15 protein-coding genes and 1 tRNA gene are annotated in these 14,962 nt (G+C 39.6%); 3 read left to right on the forward strand and 13 right to left on the reverse strand.

All coding sequences use genetic code 11. From position 1 onward, the window contains the following. Positions 1 to 75: 75 nt before the first annotated feature. Entirely contained in the window at positions 76 to 1,089 is a 1,014-nt protein-coding gene (gap, locus tag TEGAF0_RS06185) for a type I glyceraldehyde-3-phosphate dehydrogenase (protein WP_264900950.1), read from the reverse strand. A 138-nt stretch (positions 1,090 to 1,227) separates the two neighbouring features. Here gap and TEGAF0_RS06190 point away from each other — a divergent pair. The 3 genes from TEGAF0_RS06190 (at position 1,228) to TEGAF0_RS06200 (ending at position 4,560) form a co-directional block, all read left to right on the forward strand. After that, positions 1,228 to 1,299, forward strand: a tRNA-Glu gene (locus TEGAF0_RS06190). A 593-nt stretch (positions 1,300 to 1,892) separates the two neighbouring features. Beyond that, positions 1,893 to 3,809 (forward strand): beta-N-acetylhexosaminidase, encoded by a 1,917-nt coding sequence (locus TEGAF0_RS06195; RefSeq protein WP_264900952.1) that lies wholly within the window; start codon positions 1,893 to 1,895, stop codon positions 3,807 to 3,809. A gap of 13 nt (positions 3,810 to 3,822) precedes the next feature. Next, positions 3,823 to 4,560, forward strand: coding sequence for an SOS response-associated peptidase (locus TEGAF0_RS06200; RefSeq protein WP_264900953.1), 738 nt, complete (start codon positions 3,823 to 3,825; stop codon positions 4,558 to 4,560). Here TEGAF0_RS06200 and moaCB read toward each other — a convergent pair. Genes moaCB through TEGAF0_RS06260 form a run of 12 tightly spaced genes read right to left on the reverse strand, consistent with a single transcriptional unit; the run spans position 4,555 to position 14,952 of the window. Further along, positions 4,555 to 5,469: a bifunctional molybdenum cofactor biosynthesis protein MoaC/MoaB gene (moaCB, locus tag TEGAF0_RS06205; protein WP_264900954.1), complete on the reverse strand. Its 915-nt coding sequence runs from the start codon at positions 5,467 to 5,469 to the stop codon at positions 4,555 to 4,557. The two genes, TEGAF0_RS06200 and moaCB, sit on opposite strands and share 6 nt — an antisense overlap. Positions 5,470 to 5,475: 6 nt before the next feature. Beyond that, a complete protein-coding gene (locus tag TEGAF0_RS06210; RefSeq protein ID WP_264900956.1) occupies positions 5,476 to 5,919 on the reverse strand; it encodes a molybdenum cofactor biosynthesis protein MoaE in 444 nt (147 codons plus the stop codon). Further along, positions 5,912 to 7,021: a ThiF family adenylyltransferase gene (locus TEGAF0_RS06215; RefSeq protein ID WP_264900958.1), complete on the reverse strand. Its 1,110-nt coding sequence runs from the start codon at positions 7,019 to 7,021 to the stop codon at positions 5,912 to 5,914. The genes TEGAF0_RS06210 and TEGAF0_RS06215 overlap by 8 nt, the downstream gene beginning before the upstream one ends. Further along, on the reverse strand, positions 7,021 to 7,254 hold the full coding sequence (locus TEGAF0_RS06220) for a MoaD/ThiS family protein (RefSeq protein ID WP_264900960.1): 234 nt from the start codon (positions 7,252 to 7,254) through the stop codon (positions 7,021 to 7,023). The genes TEGAF0_RS06215 and TEGAF0_RS06220 overlap by 1 nt, the downstream gene beginning before the upstream one ends. A gap of 4 nt (positions 7,255 to 7,258) precedes the next feature. Beyond that, positions 7,259 to 7,990, reverse strand: a complete 732-nt coding sequence (locus tag TEGAF0_RS06225) for a sulfite exporter TauE/SafE family protein (RefSeq protein ID WP_264900962.1) — start codon at positions 7,988 to 7,990, stop codon at positions 7,259 to 7,261. Between the two features lie 9 nt (positions 7,991 to 7,999). Next, on the reverse strand, positions 8,000 to 9,169 hold the full coding sequence (locus tag TEGAF0_RS06230) for a molybdopterin molybdotransferase MoeA (RefSeq protein WP_264900963.1): 1,170 nt from the start codon (positions 9,167 to 9,169) through the stop codon (positions 8,000 to 8,002). Positions 9,170 to 9,174: 5 nt separating this feature from the next. After that, a complete protein-coding gene (moaA, locus tag TEGAF0_RS06235; RefSeq protein ID WP_264900964.1) occupies positions 9,175 to 10,155 on the reverse strand; it encodes a GTP 3',8-cyclase MoaA in 981 nt (326 codons plus the stop codon). Next, a complete protein-coding gene (locus TEGAF0_RS06240) occupies positions 10,145 to 10,738 on the reverse strand; it encodes a nucleotidyltransferase family protein (RefSeq protein WP_264900966.1) in 594 nt (197 codons plus the stop codon). Before TEGAF0_RS06240 ends, moaA begins: the two co-directional genes overlap by 11 nt. Positions 10,739 to 10,749: 11 nt before the next feature. Further along, a complete protein-coding gene (locus TEGAF0_RS06245) occupies positions 10,750 to 11,841 on the reverse strand; it encodes an XdhC family protein (RefSeq protein ID WP_264900968.1) in 1,092 nt (363 codons plus the stop codon). 12 nt (positions 11,842 to 11,853) lie between these two features. Further along, positions 11,854 to 12,264 carry a c-type cytochrome gene (locus TEGAF0_RS06250; protein ID WP_264900970.1) on the reverse strand — a complete coding sequence of 137 codons (411 nt, stop codon included), beginning with the start codon at positions 12,262 to 12,264 and terminating at the stop codon, positions 11,854 to 11,856. A 48-nt stretch (positions 12,265 to 12,312) separates the two neighbouring features. After that, entirely contained in the window at positions 12,313 to 14,478 is a 2,166-nt protein-coding gene (locus tag TEGAF0_RS06255) for a xanthine dehydrogenase family protein molybdopterin-binding subunit (RefSeq protein WP_264900972.1), read from the reverse strand. Positions 14,479 to 14,496: 18 nt separating this feature from the next. Then, on the reverse strand, positions 14,497 to 14,952 hold the full coding sequence (locus TEGAF0_RS06260; protein ID WP_264900974.1) for a (2Fe-2S)-binding protein: 456 nt from the start codon (positions 14,950 to 14,952) through the stop codon (positions 14,497 to 14,499). Between the last annotated feature and the right edge of the window lie 10 nt (positions 14,953 to 14,962).

Genomic DNA, 14,962 nt, shown 5'->3' on the forward strand with positions numbered 1-14,962 from the left:
TTTATTGGCAATTTAACCAAAAAACAAAAGCCGTCCTGAATAATCAGAACGGCTTTTACTCAATTTTAAAACTATTTATTTGCTGATTAGGCCTGCAAAATAATTTACAGTTCTTACCAACTGGCTTACATAGCTCATTTCATTATCGTACCAGCTAACGGTTTTCACAATTTGTGCATCACCAACGGTCATCACTTTGGTTTGAGTTGCATCGAATAATGAACCAAAATGAGTACCAATAATATCGGTGCTCACAATTTCGTCTTCATTGTAACCAAAGCTTTCGTTAGCAGCAGCTTTCATTGCAGCATTTACTTCTTCAGCAGTTACTTTCTTATTCAAGATAGAAACCAATTCAGTTAAAGAACCAGTGATGGTTGGAACACGCTGTGCACTTCCGTCTAATTTTCCCTTAAGTTCTGGTAACACTAAACCAATTGCTTTAGCAGCACCTGTACTGTTTGGAACAATATTAGCAGCAGCAGCTCTTGCTCTTCTTAAGTCACCTTTTGGATGTGGAGCATCTAAGGTATTCTGATCGTTTGTATATGCGTGTATGGTAGTCATAATACCGGTCTGGATACCAAACTGATCATTCAATACTTTCGCCATAGGAGCCAAACAGTTTGTAGTACAAGACGCACAAGAAATGATGGTTTCAGAACCATCTAGAATACTGTGGTTTACATTGTATACAACTGTTTTTAAATCACCAGTTGCAGGTGCAGAAATTACAACACGCTTAGCACCAGCAGCCAAATGTGCAGCTGCTTTGTCTTTGTCAGTAAAGAAACCAGTTGACTCAATCACTACATCAACTCCGTGGGTTCCCCAAGGAATTTGAGAAGGATCTTTCTGGGCATATATTTTTACTGTTTCGCCGTTTACTATAATCGAATCTTCTGTAGAAGTAACAGTTGCATCAAAACGCCCTTGTGCACTGTCGTACTTCAATAAATGAGCTAAAACCGCTGGACTAGTCAGGTCATTAATAGCAACCACATCAATTCCCTTCATATTGTAAATCTGACGAAACACCAGACGACCGATTCTTCCGAAACCGTTAATAGCCACTTTTACTGTACTCATTGATAAATGTTTTTATGTAAATAATTACGTTAGAGGAGCAAATTTACAGTTTATCAAATGATTTTGGTTATTTTGATAAAAAAGTTTGGCAGAAAAGAAATTGCCTCTTATTTTTGCAACCCGAAAGACAAAAACCATGGCCGGTTCGTCTATCGGCTAGGACAGCCCCCTTTCACGGGGCAAAGACGGGTTCGATTCCCGTACCGGCTACAAAGCCCTCAAGCGAAAGCGAGAGGGTTTTTTTATTTGCGAACATGCCGAATGTATTCGGTAAAGAGAGCAAATAAAAAAACCCGGTATCGGCTTCGCCGATACGAGGGCTTTGGGTAAGGCCCCTTTAGGGGAAGACAGCCAAGTAAAGTGAGGCTGGCAATCCCGAACACACAAAATAAAGCAGACAATCCCGCTCAATATATTTAAACCTTAATGTAAATCCTTTTTTTGTCCATCCAATAACCAATTAACCGAAGGGATAAGACAAAGCATAATGCAAACAGTAAAGAGCCATTTTCCGGTGGACCCGGAAATTGGCCAGTAATATTTTGATGAAACCAGTCCCGGGCATAACCGATAAACAACAAGGCCGTTGCAGCAAATAGAAAGAAAGGAAAAACTAGGTCAGTTGGGGTGAGGCTAAATACATCAAGCGAATAATATCGCTGGTTCATAGCAATTGGTATTATAAATTATTAGATAGTTTTACAACCTTGTCAAAAAGAGTTTTTTGAATTTACAAGGCTAAATTACATGTAGATTTTTTTATAATTTCTTTTGATGCAATATTTTATTAATAAGTATAAACAATGAAAAAACTATTATTTATTAGCATTTTAGCAATCGCAGCATTTGATGCATTAGCGCAAAATAGCAAACTTGATATTTCGATTGTTCCTTTACCGGTTAGTCACCAGTTTACTGATGGTAGCTTCTCACTTAAAAAAACAACAGCGATAGAGTTGATAGGCAATGATATTGATGCAAAAAAAGTAGCTGAATTTTTAAGTAGTCGTATACAAACAGCTACTGGATATGAGATGCCCGTAAAAGTAATTAGCACAGTTTCTACCACCCCGGGAAATATTAGGTTAGCATTAATTAACGATCCGCAAATAGGTAACGAAGGCTACAAGATAAATGTAACCCCAAGTGCAGTATCTATATCAGCTAATAAGGCTGCAGGATTATTTTACGGTATGCAAAGTTTCTTACAGTTGTTGCCAAAGGAAGTTGAAAGAAAAAATGGCCTTGCATCAAATACAAAATGGACAGTGCCTGCAATCAGTATAACTGATTACCCCCGTTTTTCCTGGAGAGGGTTAATGCTCGATGTAAGTAGACATTTTTTTACAAAAGATGAAGTGAAGAGTTTTATTGATGATATGGCTAGATATAAGTACAATGTATTGCATTTACATCTTACCGATGACCAAGGATGGAGACTTGAAATAAAGCGTTTACCTGAACTCACAAGAGTAGGTGCCTGGAGACCCAAAAGAGATGGCAAGTATGCTAATACCAAAGCTCCAGATCCGAATGAGCCCAAAACTTATGGTGGTTATTATACACATAATGATATTAGGGAACTCGTAAAATATGCCAGCGATAGGTTCATAAACATTTTACCAGAAATAGATGTCCCCGGTCATAGTTTGGCAGCAATTGCTTCTTATCCATACTTAACAAGCACACCTGGAACTTATAGCGTAAATGCAGGTGAAAAATTTATGGAATGGCCCGAGGGTGGCCATTTTTATGCATTGGTCGACAACAATCTAAGCCCTGCTAAAGAAGAAGTATATGAATTTTTAGATAAAGTATTTACAGAAGTTGCGGAATTATTCCCATTTCCCTACATACATATGGGAGGCGATGAAGCTGCAAAAAATTTTTGGGAAAAGAGCAATTTGATTAAAGATTTAATGCAGAGGGAATCTTTAAAAGACATGAATGAGGTACAAAGCTATTTTGTGAAGCGGGTAGAAAAAATCATAAATACAAAAGGAAAGAAATTAATAGGGTGGGATGAAATACTGGAAGGAGGACTTGCTCCAAATGCAGCTGTAATGAGTTGGCGCGGCATGAAAGGAGGAATTGAAGCTGCCAAAGCCGGTCATGAAGTTGTGATGTCACCAACTGATTATGTTTACCTAGATTATATGCAAGGCGATCCAATCACCGAGCCACTTATCTATGCCTCACTGCGTTTGAAAAAAACCTATGATTTTAATCCTTTACCGAAAGGCGTAGACCCTAAATTAATTTTAGGCGGACAGGGCAATCTTTGGACAGAACAGATGACGAACATGCGCACGGTACAATATATGACATGGCCTAGAGGGTTGGCTATTGCAGAGTCAGTTTGGTCTCCAGATGAAAAAAAGAATTGGAACCATTTTGTAAATCGCGTAGAAAAACAAATGGAAAGACTAGATGAAGCAAAAGTGAAATATGCTAAAACCATGTATGAGCCAATTTTCACAACAGCAAAGGAAGAAGACAAAGTAAGCGTGACGCTGGCAACAGAAATTGAAGGTGTGGATATTCACTATTCGTTGGATGATACACATCCAGATGAATTTTATCCAAAATATACGGCTCCTATTTTAGTGCCAAATGATGCAGCTACTTTAAAAGTAGTAACCTATAAAAATGGCAAACAAGTAGGGCGACAAATAAATATGCCCGTTGCTGAGTTAAAGCGTAGAGCTGGCATAAAATAAATAGACACTTATTATGTGCTACTACAACTCACTTAAATTACCCGCAAAAAAAGAGATAACACTCAAAGGGAAGAAGAAAACAATACCGGCAACGGATTTAACAGTTCAGTCAGGTTTTGCTTATACGTCCTGGCCCATCATTATAGAGAACAACGCAGGAGAATGGGAACCCGAACTGGCACATTGGGAATTCATTCCCTGGTTCATTAAAAATCTGGGGGAGTTACAAGAAAGTAGAAAAAAATACAACACACTTAATGCCACTGCAGAAAAATTATTTGAAAGCAAATTGTATAAAGCAGCTGCTAAAGCCAGAAGATGTTTGGTATTAAGTACCGGATTCTTTGAATGGCGACATTATCAACGACCGGAAGATAAAAAACCCATCGCTTATCCCTATTATATTCATAGTGCAAACGAGAAGGAAAACTTACTATTCATGGCCGGAATCTGGCAACCCTGGACCGATCAATTGTCTGGCGAAATGGTACACAGTTTTGCCATTGTTACCACAGAGGCAAACGGGCTGATGGAAAACATTCACAACACAAAAAAGCGAATGCCCACTATATTACCAACAGCACTCGCGGAAGAATGGATTAGTCCAATTAAAGAAAACAGGGTACAGGAAATTGCTGCCTATCAGGCAGAAGCAGGAACACTAAGAGCTCATTCAATTGCTAAAGACTTTAACCGGGGCATATTCAATCCGCTGGAAGAAGTGGAGTATACATTTCTTCCACCTTTATAAGCTATGACGGCTCCCTTTTATTACATCAAATACATGCAATATCTGGGGGAATAAAGCTGCCATGTATTCATTGGCCCCTGAAAGGGATCCAGGGAAGCTCATCACTAGCGTATTACCAATCAGGCCTGCTACACTTCTGGATAGCATTGCATAAGGCATACGGTTTTGTCCATAATTTCTGGCAGCTTCCATAATCCCGGGCAATTCTTTCTGCAACATGGGTTGTAGAATATCCGGTGTAATATCCCTGGGGGAAACACCTGTTCCTCCAACTAAAATCAACAACTGATTTTCCGAATTTGTATTATCTAGTACAACATTTCTGATAGATTCTGCTTCATCCGGAATAACACTATATATTGGTACGGCTACCCCCAATGCTTCCAACGCTTCCACTACTACTTTACCCGCGCTATCTTCTGCATTGCCAGCTGCAATGGTATCGGAACAAACAATTACAGCTGCATTCAATCCTTTATCTGCATACTTCTTCTTATCAGACTTACCGCCAGTTTTAGCCTGCAGTTTAATTTCCTGAATGCTGACATTTTTGTCAATGGGTTTGAGCATATCGTATAAAGTGAGTGCGGCAACAGAAGCACCATGCATGGCTTCTACTTCAACACCTGTTTTATAAATGGTATGCACTTCTACTTCAATCACTACCCTTAAGTCCTTAATGGTAAAACGCACATCGGTATACTCAACTGGAAGCGGATGACAATCGGGTATCATCTCACTTGTTTTTTTCACCCCAAATAAGGCAGCCACTTTAGCAAAAGAAAAAACATCCCCTTTTGGCACTTTCTTCTGAACAATAGCATCAATGGTATCCTGACTAGACACTAATACCGAAGCTTCAGCAATGGCTTTGCGAAGGGTATTTGACTTATATGTGATATTAACCATGCTGTTTTAATTATTTTGTTTCCATACTGTCGAATGATTGGCGCAGATTTCCTTACCCCATATCGGCAGTTCTTTTTTAATGGTTTCTACCATTTCATTGCAGGCATCTATGGCATCTCTGCGATGCGCAGATGAAGTAAAAACAAATAAACAAATTTCCCCAACTGCAACCGACCCGAGACTATGGTAAATATGCATACAAGTCAATGCATATTTTTGAAAAAACTGCTCCCGAATTATCGCCATCTTTTCTTCCACCATTGCTTCGTAAGCAGTATATACTATGGCAACTACTTTTTCTCCCTCAATCTCATCTTCCCTCACTTGACCTAAGAATATGCTGTGTGCTCCAATATTCGTTTTAGTGGAATGTTTCTGAATATCGTCTGCTATTTTCTGTACAGGAATTGGACCCTGATAAAAAATACTATGGTGCTTTTTACTACTCATTATTTACTGCATTAAAATAGGCGGTTAATCCACCTTTGATACTGTAGGTTTCAACCCCTTTATGCAATTTAATGTATTGTGCTGCATAAACACTTCTTATACCCTGATGACAAATAATGTAAATAGGCTGTTGAGGAAGCTGATCCAAAGATTCCTTTAATACAGACATGGGAATCTGTGCATGTACAAAATCTACCCGCGGATATTCATGCAATTCTCTTACATCCAAAATAAAATGACCTGGCTGTTTCTGAATATCAAGTAATTGCCTAACATCTATTTCGTTAATATCGATGTCTTCCAGTTCATCAGCTTCATTCATACATGCTGTTTCATAATTCGTTTTATGAAAAAAGGACTCGTCAATGATTGGCGAATTAGGATTAGCGGTTAATGCAATTTCATACCATCTTCCCGATAAATAATGATAGTTGTGTAGGCTTTGCTTAATTGTACCACCCAACCCAGTTATCAATTTAATAGCTTCTGCTGCCTGCATGGTTCCAATTATACCAGGCAACACTCCTATTACACCCGTTTCTTCACAACTCGCAAATTCATTGGGCAACGGTTGCACTGGAAACAGATGGCGATAGTGAACAGGCCCTGGCATTTGCCTATTATTCAAAACAGCAACCTGTCCTTCATAACCAGTAACAGCGCCATAAATCCATGTTTTATTTAGCAGTACACATACATCATTGATCAAGTATTTAGCACCAAAATTATCGGTAGCATCTACTATCCAATCATATAAACCAATGATGGAAAAAGCATTTTCCTTAGTTAGCCGATAAGAATATTCAACAATTTGAATACCTGCATTGAGTTTCTTTATTTTCTGAGCGGCTGCAATAACCTTCAGCTGTCCAATATCCGATTCATCATATAATAACTGACGATGCAGATTACTAAGGCTTACCTGGTCTGCATCCATAATACCAATCGTTCCAACTCCAGCTCCGGCCAGATACTGCAACACGGGACATCCCAATCCTCCCATACCCACAATCAATACTTTTGCCTCCGCTAATTTTTGCTGGGTATCTGCACCAAATCCTGGCAGAATCATTTGTCTTTTATAACGATTGAAATCTGTCATTATCCACCGGAATAAGGGGGCATTAAAGCAATGGTATCGCCTTGCTTCAAAGGGCAGTTTTCATGAACAACCTGTTGATTCAATGCCAGAAAATATTTTTTATTGCCAAGGGCAGGAAAACGGCTCAGTAATTCTTTTACCAGTGCATCTGTATCTGCACAGTATTCCAGAGCCATTTCTGTCACCAGGGTAATATCGGTTACTGAACCAAAAAACAATACTTTAATACCCATAGGATCAATTTACAAACAACAATTTAGAAACAGCCAACACTAGAACTAATGCCAATATAAATTTCAGTTCTGTGGTTTTGAATCTGGATGAGCCCATATACGCACCCAGCCAACCTCCCACTAACACAAAGGCAATGATGATAAACATGGAAGGTGCCAGATCAAATCCTTTTTTTAATTGTCCCAGCATTCCTGATGCCGAATTCAAAAATATAAAAATAGCACTGATTGCTGCTGTTTGCTGCATATTGGCCCAACCCATCATTAATAATAAAGGCGACAATAAAATACCCCCTCCCATTCCTATCATCCCTGAAAGCAATCCAATAACTGCTCCGGCCAAACTTAACCAATACCATTTAGGGGTAGAAATTTTATCAGCGGATGGTGGCTTCAGAAGCATTCTGATTACAGCAATCAGCAAAACAATGGCCAGTATTTTTTTATACAACGGTTCTGATACAGGTATTATACTTCCTAAATAAGCAGCAGGTATGGAAGTAACCACTAATGGCCATAACATGGCCGATTTAAAATGCCGGGCTTTATAAAAAGACAGAAAAGAAACTAGGGATACAATTAAGTTGAGAATCAAAGCAGTTGGTTTCATTACCAATGGACTCATATTCAAAAGCGCCATTAGTGCCAGATAGCCACTGGCTCCTCCATGCCCTACTGATGCATATAGAAATGCTACAACCAAAAATGCAATTCCTTCTATCCACATTTGTTCCATATCGCAATGTTAGAATAAATAAACCGTAACTAAGTGGCCCTTGGGAAACCGAAATTCTTCTGCAGGCAATTCAACCCAGCAGTTGGCCACAGAAAATGCACCAACCTGATAGGAAGCCTGCCCTTCTAAGATGGTTACTTCCCCATTTTGCAAAGATGCTTTCACAAAAAAATCAAGTGGCGTATTTTTTTCAAACTCGTGCGCCAATTTCACTTGTTGCTCAGGTGCAAGCTGCATCCCCATTGTCAACTGAATAACCGGTTTTACATATTGTTGAAAACAATGCAATACCGAGCCAGGATTACCCGGCAAGCCAATGATAAGTTTTTCAGTTAATTGTCCTGCATATAAAGGCTTACCAGGTTTCTGCTTCACCCCATGAAAAAGGACTTCAACACCAGCTTGCCTTGCTGCCTCGGCAACATAATCATAGTCTCCAACGCTAACTCCACCCGTTAACAAAATAAGATCTGCCCATTCCAAGGCTTTATCAATCGCGGCTTTTGTATCCGCTAAAATATCTTTTACCCATGTCAACTTTACTTGATGAACCCCTAATTGTTTTAAGGCAGCAGTTAATCCAATTGAATTGGATTCGTATACCTGACCATATTCAAGTAAATTTCCGGGCCTAATTAACTCATTACCTGTAATAATCAATGCAATCTTCGGAGCCGGAAAAACAGAGACAGAAGTTATACCTAAACTCGCCAACATAGCAATCTGGTAAGCATGCAGGCAGGTACCTTTGCGAATAACAATCGCATCTTTTTGAATGGAGGATCCGGCCATTCTGATATTCAGTCCAGTCTCCTGCTTTGCCTGACGTATAATTATCCCGTCATTTTTTTCTTCCACCCATTCTTTCTGTACTACCCAGGTAGCACCAGCAGGTACTGGCCCACCTGTAAATACTTTAATTGCTTTTCCCTCAGCAAGTGTTAACGCTCGATTGCTACCTGCTGGCAATTCATCCTGCAGGGGCAACAACTGATCAGTTGTAAAACAATTCACTGCATATCCATCCATGGATGATTGCAGAAATCCGGGCATATCTATCGGACTCTTCACATCTTCTGCAATCACCATACCAGTAGATTCCGCCAGCGGAATGCTAACAGGATGTAAAGTCCTGACCTTACTGTACAATGCCTGTTTTGCTTCTTTTACTGTTAACATAGTATTTATCCGCCAATTGCAATCATGCTTCTGTTGTGCAATAGTTCGGCATTTATTTTTTCAAACTCTTTTGAAAACTGGCCACCCAATTCCCGGTGCTTTTTATAAATCGAGTCCTCTATTAATGGAAGTATATTTTCACCGGCACGTAATGCAGTTAATAAATCCGTTTCATCAGATGAAAACAGACAATTCTTTATTTTTCCATCAGCTGTTAAGCGGATACGATTACAAGTATTGCAAAAAGGTGCGCTCATGGTACTTATTACGGCAAAGCTCCCTGAATGATTTTCTATTGAAAATCGCTTACTGGTATCATTGGGCTCATTCATGGCCGGAGCAATTCTATACGTTTTCCCTATAATTTCCAGCATCTCCTGCAGCGTAACCAGTTTTTCACTATTCCATTTATTTCCATCAAATGGCATGAATTCAATAAACCGGATTTGCAGGGGTGTATTTTTTGTCCAAGCAATAAAATCTGTTATTTCATGGGCATTCATTCCTTTCACCACTACTACATTTATTTTCAGATTGAAACCATGCGCCAACAATAAATCAATATTGCTTTTTACCTGATCAAACTGATCTCTTCTGGTAAGGAGTTGAAACTTTTCCCTTTGTAAAGTGTCTAAACTAATATTCAAAGAATGTATGCCAGCTTCTTTTAACTCATCAATGAAAAGATGAATCCGGGTTGCATTGGTAGTCATGGTTAAATTAACACCCAGCTTACCTAACTCTTTTATAATGGCAGCAGCATCTTTTCGAACCAAGGGCTCCCCTCCTGTTAATCTTATTTTTTTAACTCCATTTTGAACAAACAAAGTAGCCAGTTGAACAATCTCATCTTTTTGCATCAACCGTTGATTGGGCATAAATGCATAGTCTTCTTCGGGCATACAATAAAAGCAACGCAAATTGCAATTGTCCGTTAAAGAAATTCGCAGATAATCATGTATTCTATTGTATTGATCAATCAGCATTTCCTGTTTTTATAATTTCACAAAACCGCGCATAATCAGATTCCGTATCAATATCCAGCCATCCCAGTTCAAAATCAACTAGCGCCAAATCATCCGGATATTGATGCAATATAGCCCGCGCTCCTTTATCTCCTTCCAATTGGTACAATTTGTCAAAATATTTTGCCGCAAGCAGCAGGGGTGTTCCCGAAACACCCTCATAACTTGCGGCTACCAAACCCTTTTTTGTTTCTTTATGCAGCTGAATCATTTTTTGCAAAAGAGCCTGATCTAAAAATGGCTGATCGGCAACTAGGATAAACAAGAATTGCAAATCGGGACATTGTTCTTGCATGGCCTTTAGCCCTGTTTGTATGGAACTACTCATTCCTTTTTGATAACCTGCATTATGCACCAGCATAACTATAGGATTATGAATAATTGATTTTATTTCCTGATGATAATGACCCGTTACAATTGTTATCCTATTCGGATCAAGGGGTAATACCTCATCAACAATTTTTTCCAAAATGGTTTTGTCTTTGTATGGCAATAACATTTTAGCCTTTCCTATACGGGAAGCTTGGCCAGCAGCTAGTATCATTACCCCCCATTTCATTGTTTGCTGTGTATGGGGGTCAACTGATCTCTTAAGTGTATTGGGGTTCTGTTTTCCATTACGGCCATGATTTCAGCACAAACAGAAAGTGCAATTTCTGCAGAAGTTTCTGCACCCAATGCCAATCCGGTTGGACCGTATATATGCCTGATTTGCGTTTCTGAAAACAGGACTCCCTGATCTTTCAAATCCTGCAGCAAACGATCTCTTTTTGCTGAAGGTCCCAATAAGCCAATATAGCTGAAAGTATATGCTTGTATGGCTTGTAAAAAAGCCAGATCGTAATTGTAATTATGTGTCATCAATACAATCGCAGTTCGATCGTCTATTAACAACTGAGGAACTACCCATTCTGGCTTACCTACCAGAATTCGGCTAGCTTTTGCAAAACGCTGTGCATTCGCATGCGTTGGTCGTCCATCCACAACTGTGGTTTCCCATCCAATCTGTCTTGCCATTGACTCCAGAGGAATGGAATCATTTCCTGCTCCCACTATAATAATTGAAACAGGTGGCATAATATATTCAATATATATTTCTTGTTGAGCTTTGCCTGTATTAATCTCAATATGCGCTGATTTTTTCTGTGCAAGTACGCGCTGAACTTCTTCTTGTAAAATTGGCAATTCAATTGCTGCAACTTGACTATACAACAAAGTACCCCAATGTTCTCCGTGATTGCGATTAAAGCCGGTAACCAAAATCTGTGGGCTTCTCATCAGAAGCATTTCCTTCAGCCCCTGTATCAAATCATGGTGATCCGTATCTATTGGTTCAAATAAAATACTAACGATACCATTGCATCCCAACTGAACACCCAGCTTGGCATCATCTTCATCAGTAGTATCATATACTACTAATTTTTTCTTGCCCTTACTTATGGCCAATGCTGCTTTTCGTAATGCATCTCCCTCCAGACAACCTCCACTGATGGCACCAATATACCTGCCATCTTCACTCACCAGCATACGGGCGCCGGGTCTTCTGTAGGAAGACCCTTCAACATGTACAACAGTAGCCAACGCCATACGTTGCTTCTCTTGTACCATTTGTTCAAATGCTTGAACAATGTCCGCTAATTCCTTCATGAAATGTCTGACTTAAGATCTACGCTTCTTCACCTGCTCAGGCAAAACAGGCTTGGTGATTTTATTACCCCAGCTATTCTGAATATAATTTAACACATCGGATATTTCTTGATCAGAAAGATATTCCATACTTGGCATAGCCCCGTTATACTTTACTCCATTCACTTTAATCTCTCCCGACTGCCCTTTGATTATTACATCAATAATTTCATTCGGGCTTTTTTTCAAAAAATCTGATTTAGCAACTGGAGGAAATGCTCCTTCTAAGCCTTTGCCATCTTGCATATGGCAATTCATACAGCTTGTTTCATATACCTTTTTTCCAGCTTCCATACTTTGTTTCAAATTAAAAGGCTGTACAAAAGCAAGAGTGAGAAAACTTCCCGTCAACAGTACCGACAAATATTTTATTCCAGTTTTCATCTGAATGCAATTAAAAATTGAATCTACTTTACAACTTGTTTTACTTACCTATGCTATCTTATTAATGTCAAAAGGTAATCTACGGATGCGCTTTCCTGTAGCAGCAAAAATGGCGTTACACAAAGCAGGTGCAAAAGGAGGTAGGCCAGGTTCACCCACTCCTTTGATTTTATCTCCGCCATTGGCCAGTATATGTACTTCCACTTTGGGCATTTCGTTAATGCGAACCAGTGGATTGTTATGGAAATTGGATTGAACCGTTGCGCCTTTGTCAAAAGTAATACCACCTTTAATAGCAGCGGTTAAAGCCATCACAGCTGAACCTTCTACTTGTGCGCGGGTGTTATCTGGATTCACTACTGTACCCAAATCAATTACTGCAATTACCTTTTCAATTTTTACACCAGTTCCTTTTTTAGAAACTTCAATCACAAATCCCGCCTGTCCAGCAAAAAATTCGTACTGCGCTACCCCTCTTCCCCATCCGGCTGGCAAAGGTTTATCCCAGTTGGACACTTCTTTTAATTTATTCAAAATTGTTTTAGTATCAGAGTCCTTGGTCAACATTCCCAAACGGAAAGCCATAGGATCTTTTTTAGCAGCCACTGCCATTTCATCAATGAAACACTCATGCGCAAAAGCAAGGGTTGTACTGGTTACCGCTCTCCATGCAGCCAATGGTACATGTAGATAGTGATGAACATAGAGATTCTTCATATGTTCAATTTCATATTTCTGCTCACTTATGCCTTCGGTCATGGTGCCATCAGCCTTTGTAACATCGTAATCCTTTTTCATATCAAGGGTGCCGGATATTACTTTATGCTGAAAGGCAATCGCTTTACCACTTGCATCCAAAGCTCCTTTCATGGCAGAAAAAGTCATAGGTCTGAAAGGTCCCTGTTGCGTATCGTCTTCACGAGTCCAGATGGATTTTACCGGCTTACCCACTTTCTTACTCAACTGAACCGCTTCATGAATATAATCGGGATACAATCTTCTTCCGAAACCACCGCCATTAAACAATACATGTAATTTTAAATCTTCCTGCTTTACACCATATGTTTTTGAAAACTCATTCATCACACTTCCTGGCACTTGCGTAGATGTCCATATTTCCAATTTATTTCCTTCTGTCCAGGAAGCCAGACAGTTCATAGGTTCTACAGGAGAATGGGAAACAACAGGTGTTTCATAAAATGCTTCTAGTTTAACCGGTGAGCCAGAAAATGCCTGATCAAAATTTCCTTGCTGATGTTCTACTGCTCCTTCTTTTTTAGCAGCATCCCGCATGCTTTGTTCGTAGTCTTTTGAATTGAACTGGTCATTGCCCTGATGATCCCATTTAACCACCAATGCTTTTCTGCCCTGAAGAGCTGCCCAATAATTTTCAGCAATTACCGCAACTCCTTCCGATTTATAAATCCCGTGAATTCTCTCACAAGTTTCTACAGCAATTACTCCTTTTACTTTTTTAGCAGCAGTTGCATCAAAACTCACCAGTTTACTTCCAAACACCTTGCAACGCTCAATTGATGCATATACCATACCCGGAACAGCAGCATCAATACCAAATTTGGCACTGCCATTTACTTTCATAGGAATGTCCATCCGGGGAGCAGACTTGCCTAATATTTTAAAATCTTTTGGATTCTTTAAAGTTGGATTCTTAGGTGCTTCCAATTTGGAAGCTGCTTCAGCCAATTCGCCATAGCCAATTTTTTTACCACTGGGACGATGAATAACGGTTGCATTTTCAGCATAGCACTCTGCTACCGGTACATCCCATTGTTTACTGGCAGCAGTCAGTAGCATTTCTTTGGCCGCAGCGCCAACTTTGCGCAAGCTGATATACTGTGTTCTAACAGATGAACTCCCCCCTACAAACTGTGCAGGACCGTACTTTTTTTCACCACCTGTTTGTTTGATAACCAATTTATCCATTGGCACTTCCAATTCTTCTGCTATTAATGCAGGCACGGATTGATAAGTACCCTGACCAATTTCAGGTTTAGTGTTGAATATGGTTACAACTCCAGTTTGATCAATCATGACCAGAGGAGACAATTCAAATGCATTGCCGGCTGCTGTAATATTCTCGATAATTGAAGTGCCATCGGCTTTTACACCCATTCCCATTATTAAACCGGCACCAGTTAAACCAGTCAGGCGTAAAAAGTTTCTGCGATCGATGGAAGATTTTTGCTGAGTCATTTTTTAATTTTTTTGGAGTTACTTAATCATTTCAGCAGCACGATGAATAGCACTGCGAATCCGTTGATAAGTTCCACACCTGCATAAATTACCTTGCATGGCAGCATCAATATCTGCATCAGTTGGATGGGGCTTTGTTATCAACAAGGCAGTTGCACTCATGATTTGACCTGATTGACAGTACCCACACTGCGGTACTTGTAATTCTATCCAGGCATTTTGAACTGCTTCCGCAATTTTATCCTTCATCCCTTCAATAGTCGTAATCTTTTTTCCTACCGCTGCAGCTATTGGAAAACTGCAGGAACGAACAGGTTTACCATCTACATGTACAGTGCAGGCACCACACTGTGCAATCCCGCATCCAAACTTGGTTCCGGTTAAACCGACCATATCTCTGATTGCCCAAAGCAATGGCATTTCTGCACTTGCATCCACCTGATAATTGGTGTTATTAATATTCAATGTTATCATGGCAAAAAAT

It is taken from the genome of Sediminibacterium sp. TEGAF015, assembly GCF_025997995.1.
In the GTDB taxonomy this organism is placed as follows: domain Bacteria; phylum Bacteroidota; class Bacteroidia; order Chitinophagales; family Chitinophagaceae; genus Sediminibacterium.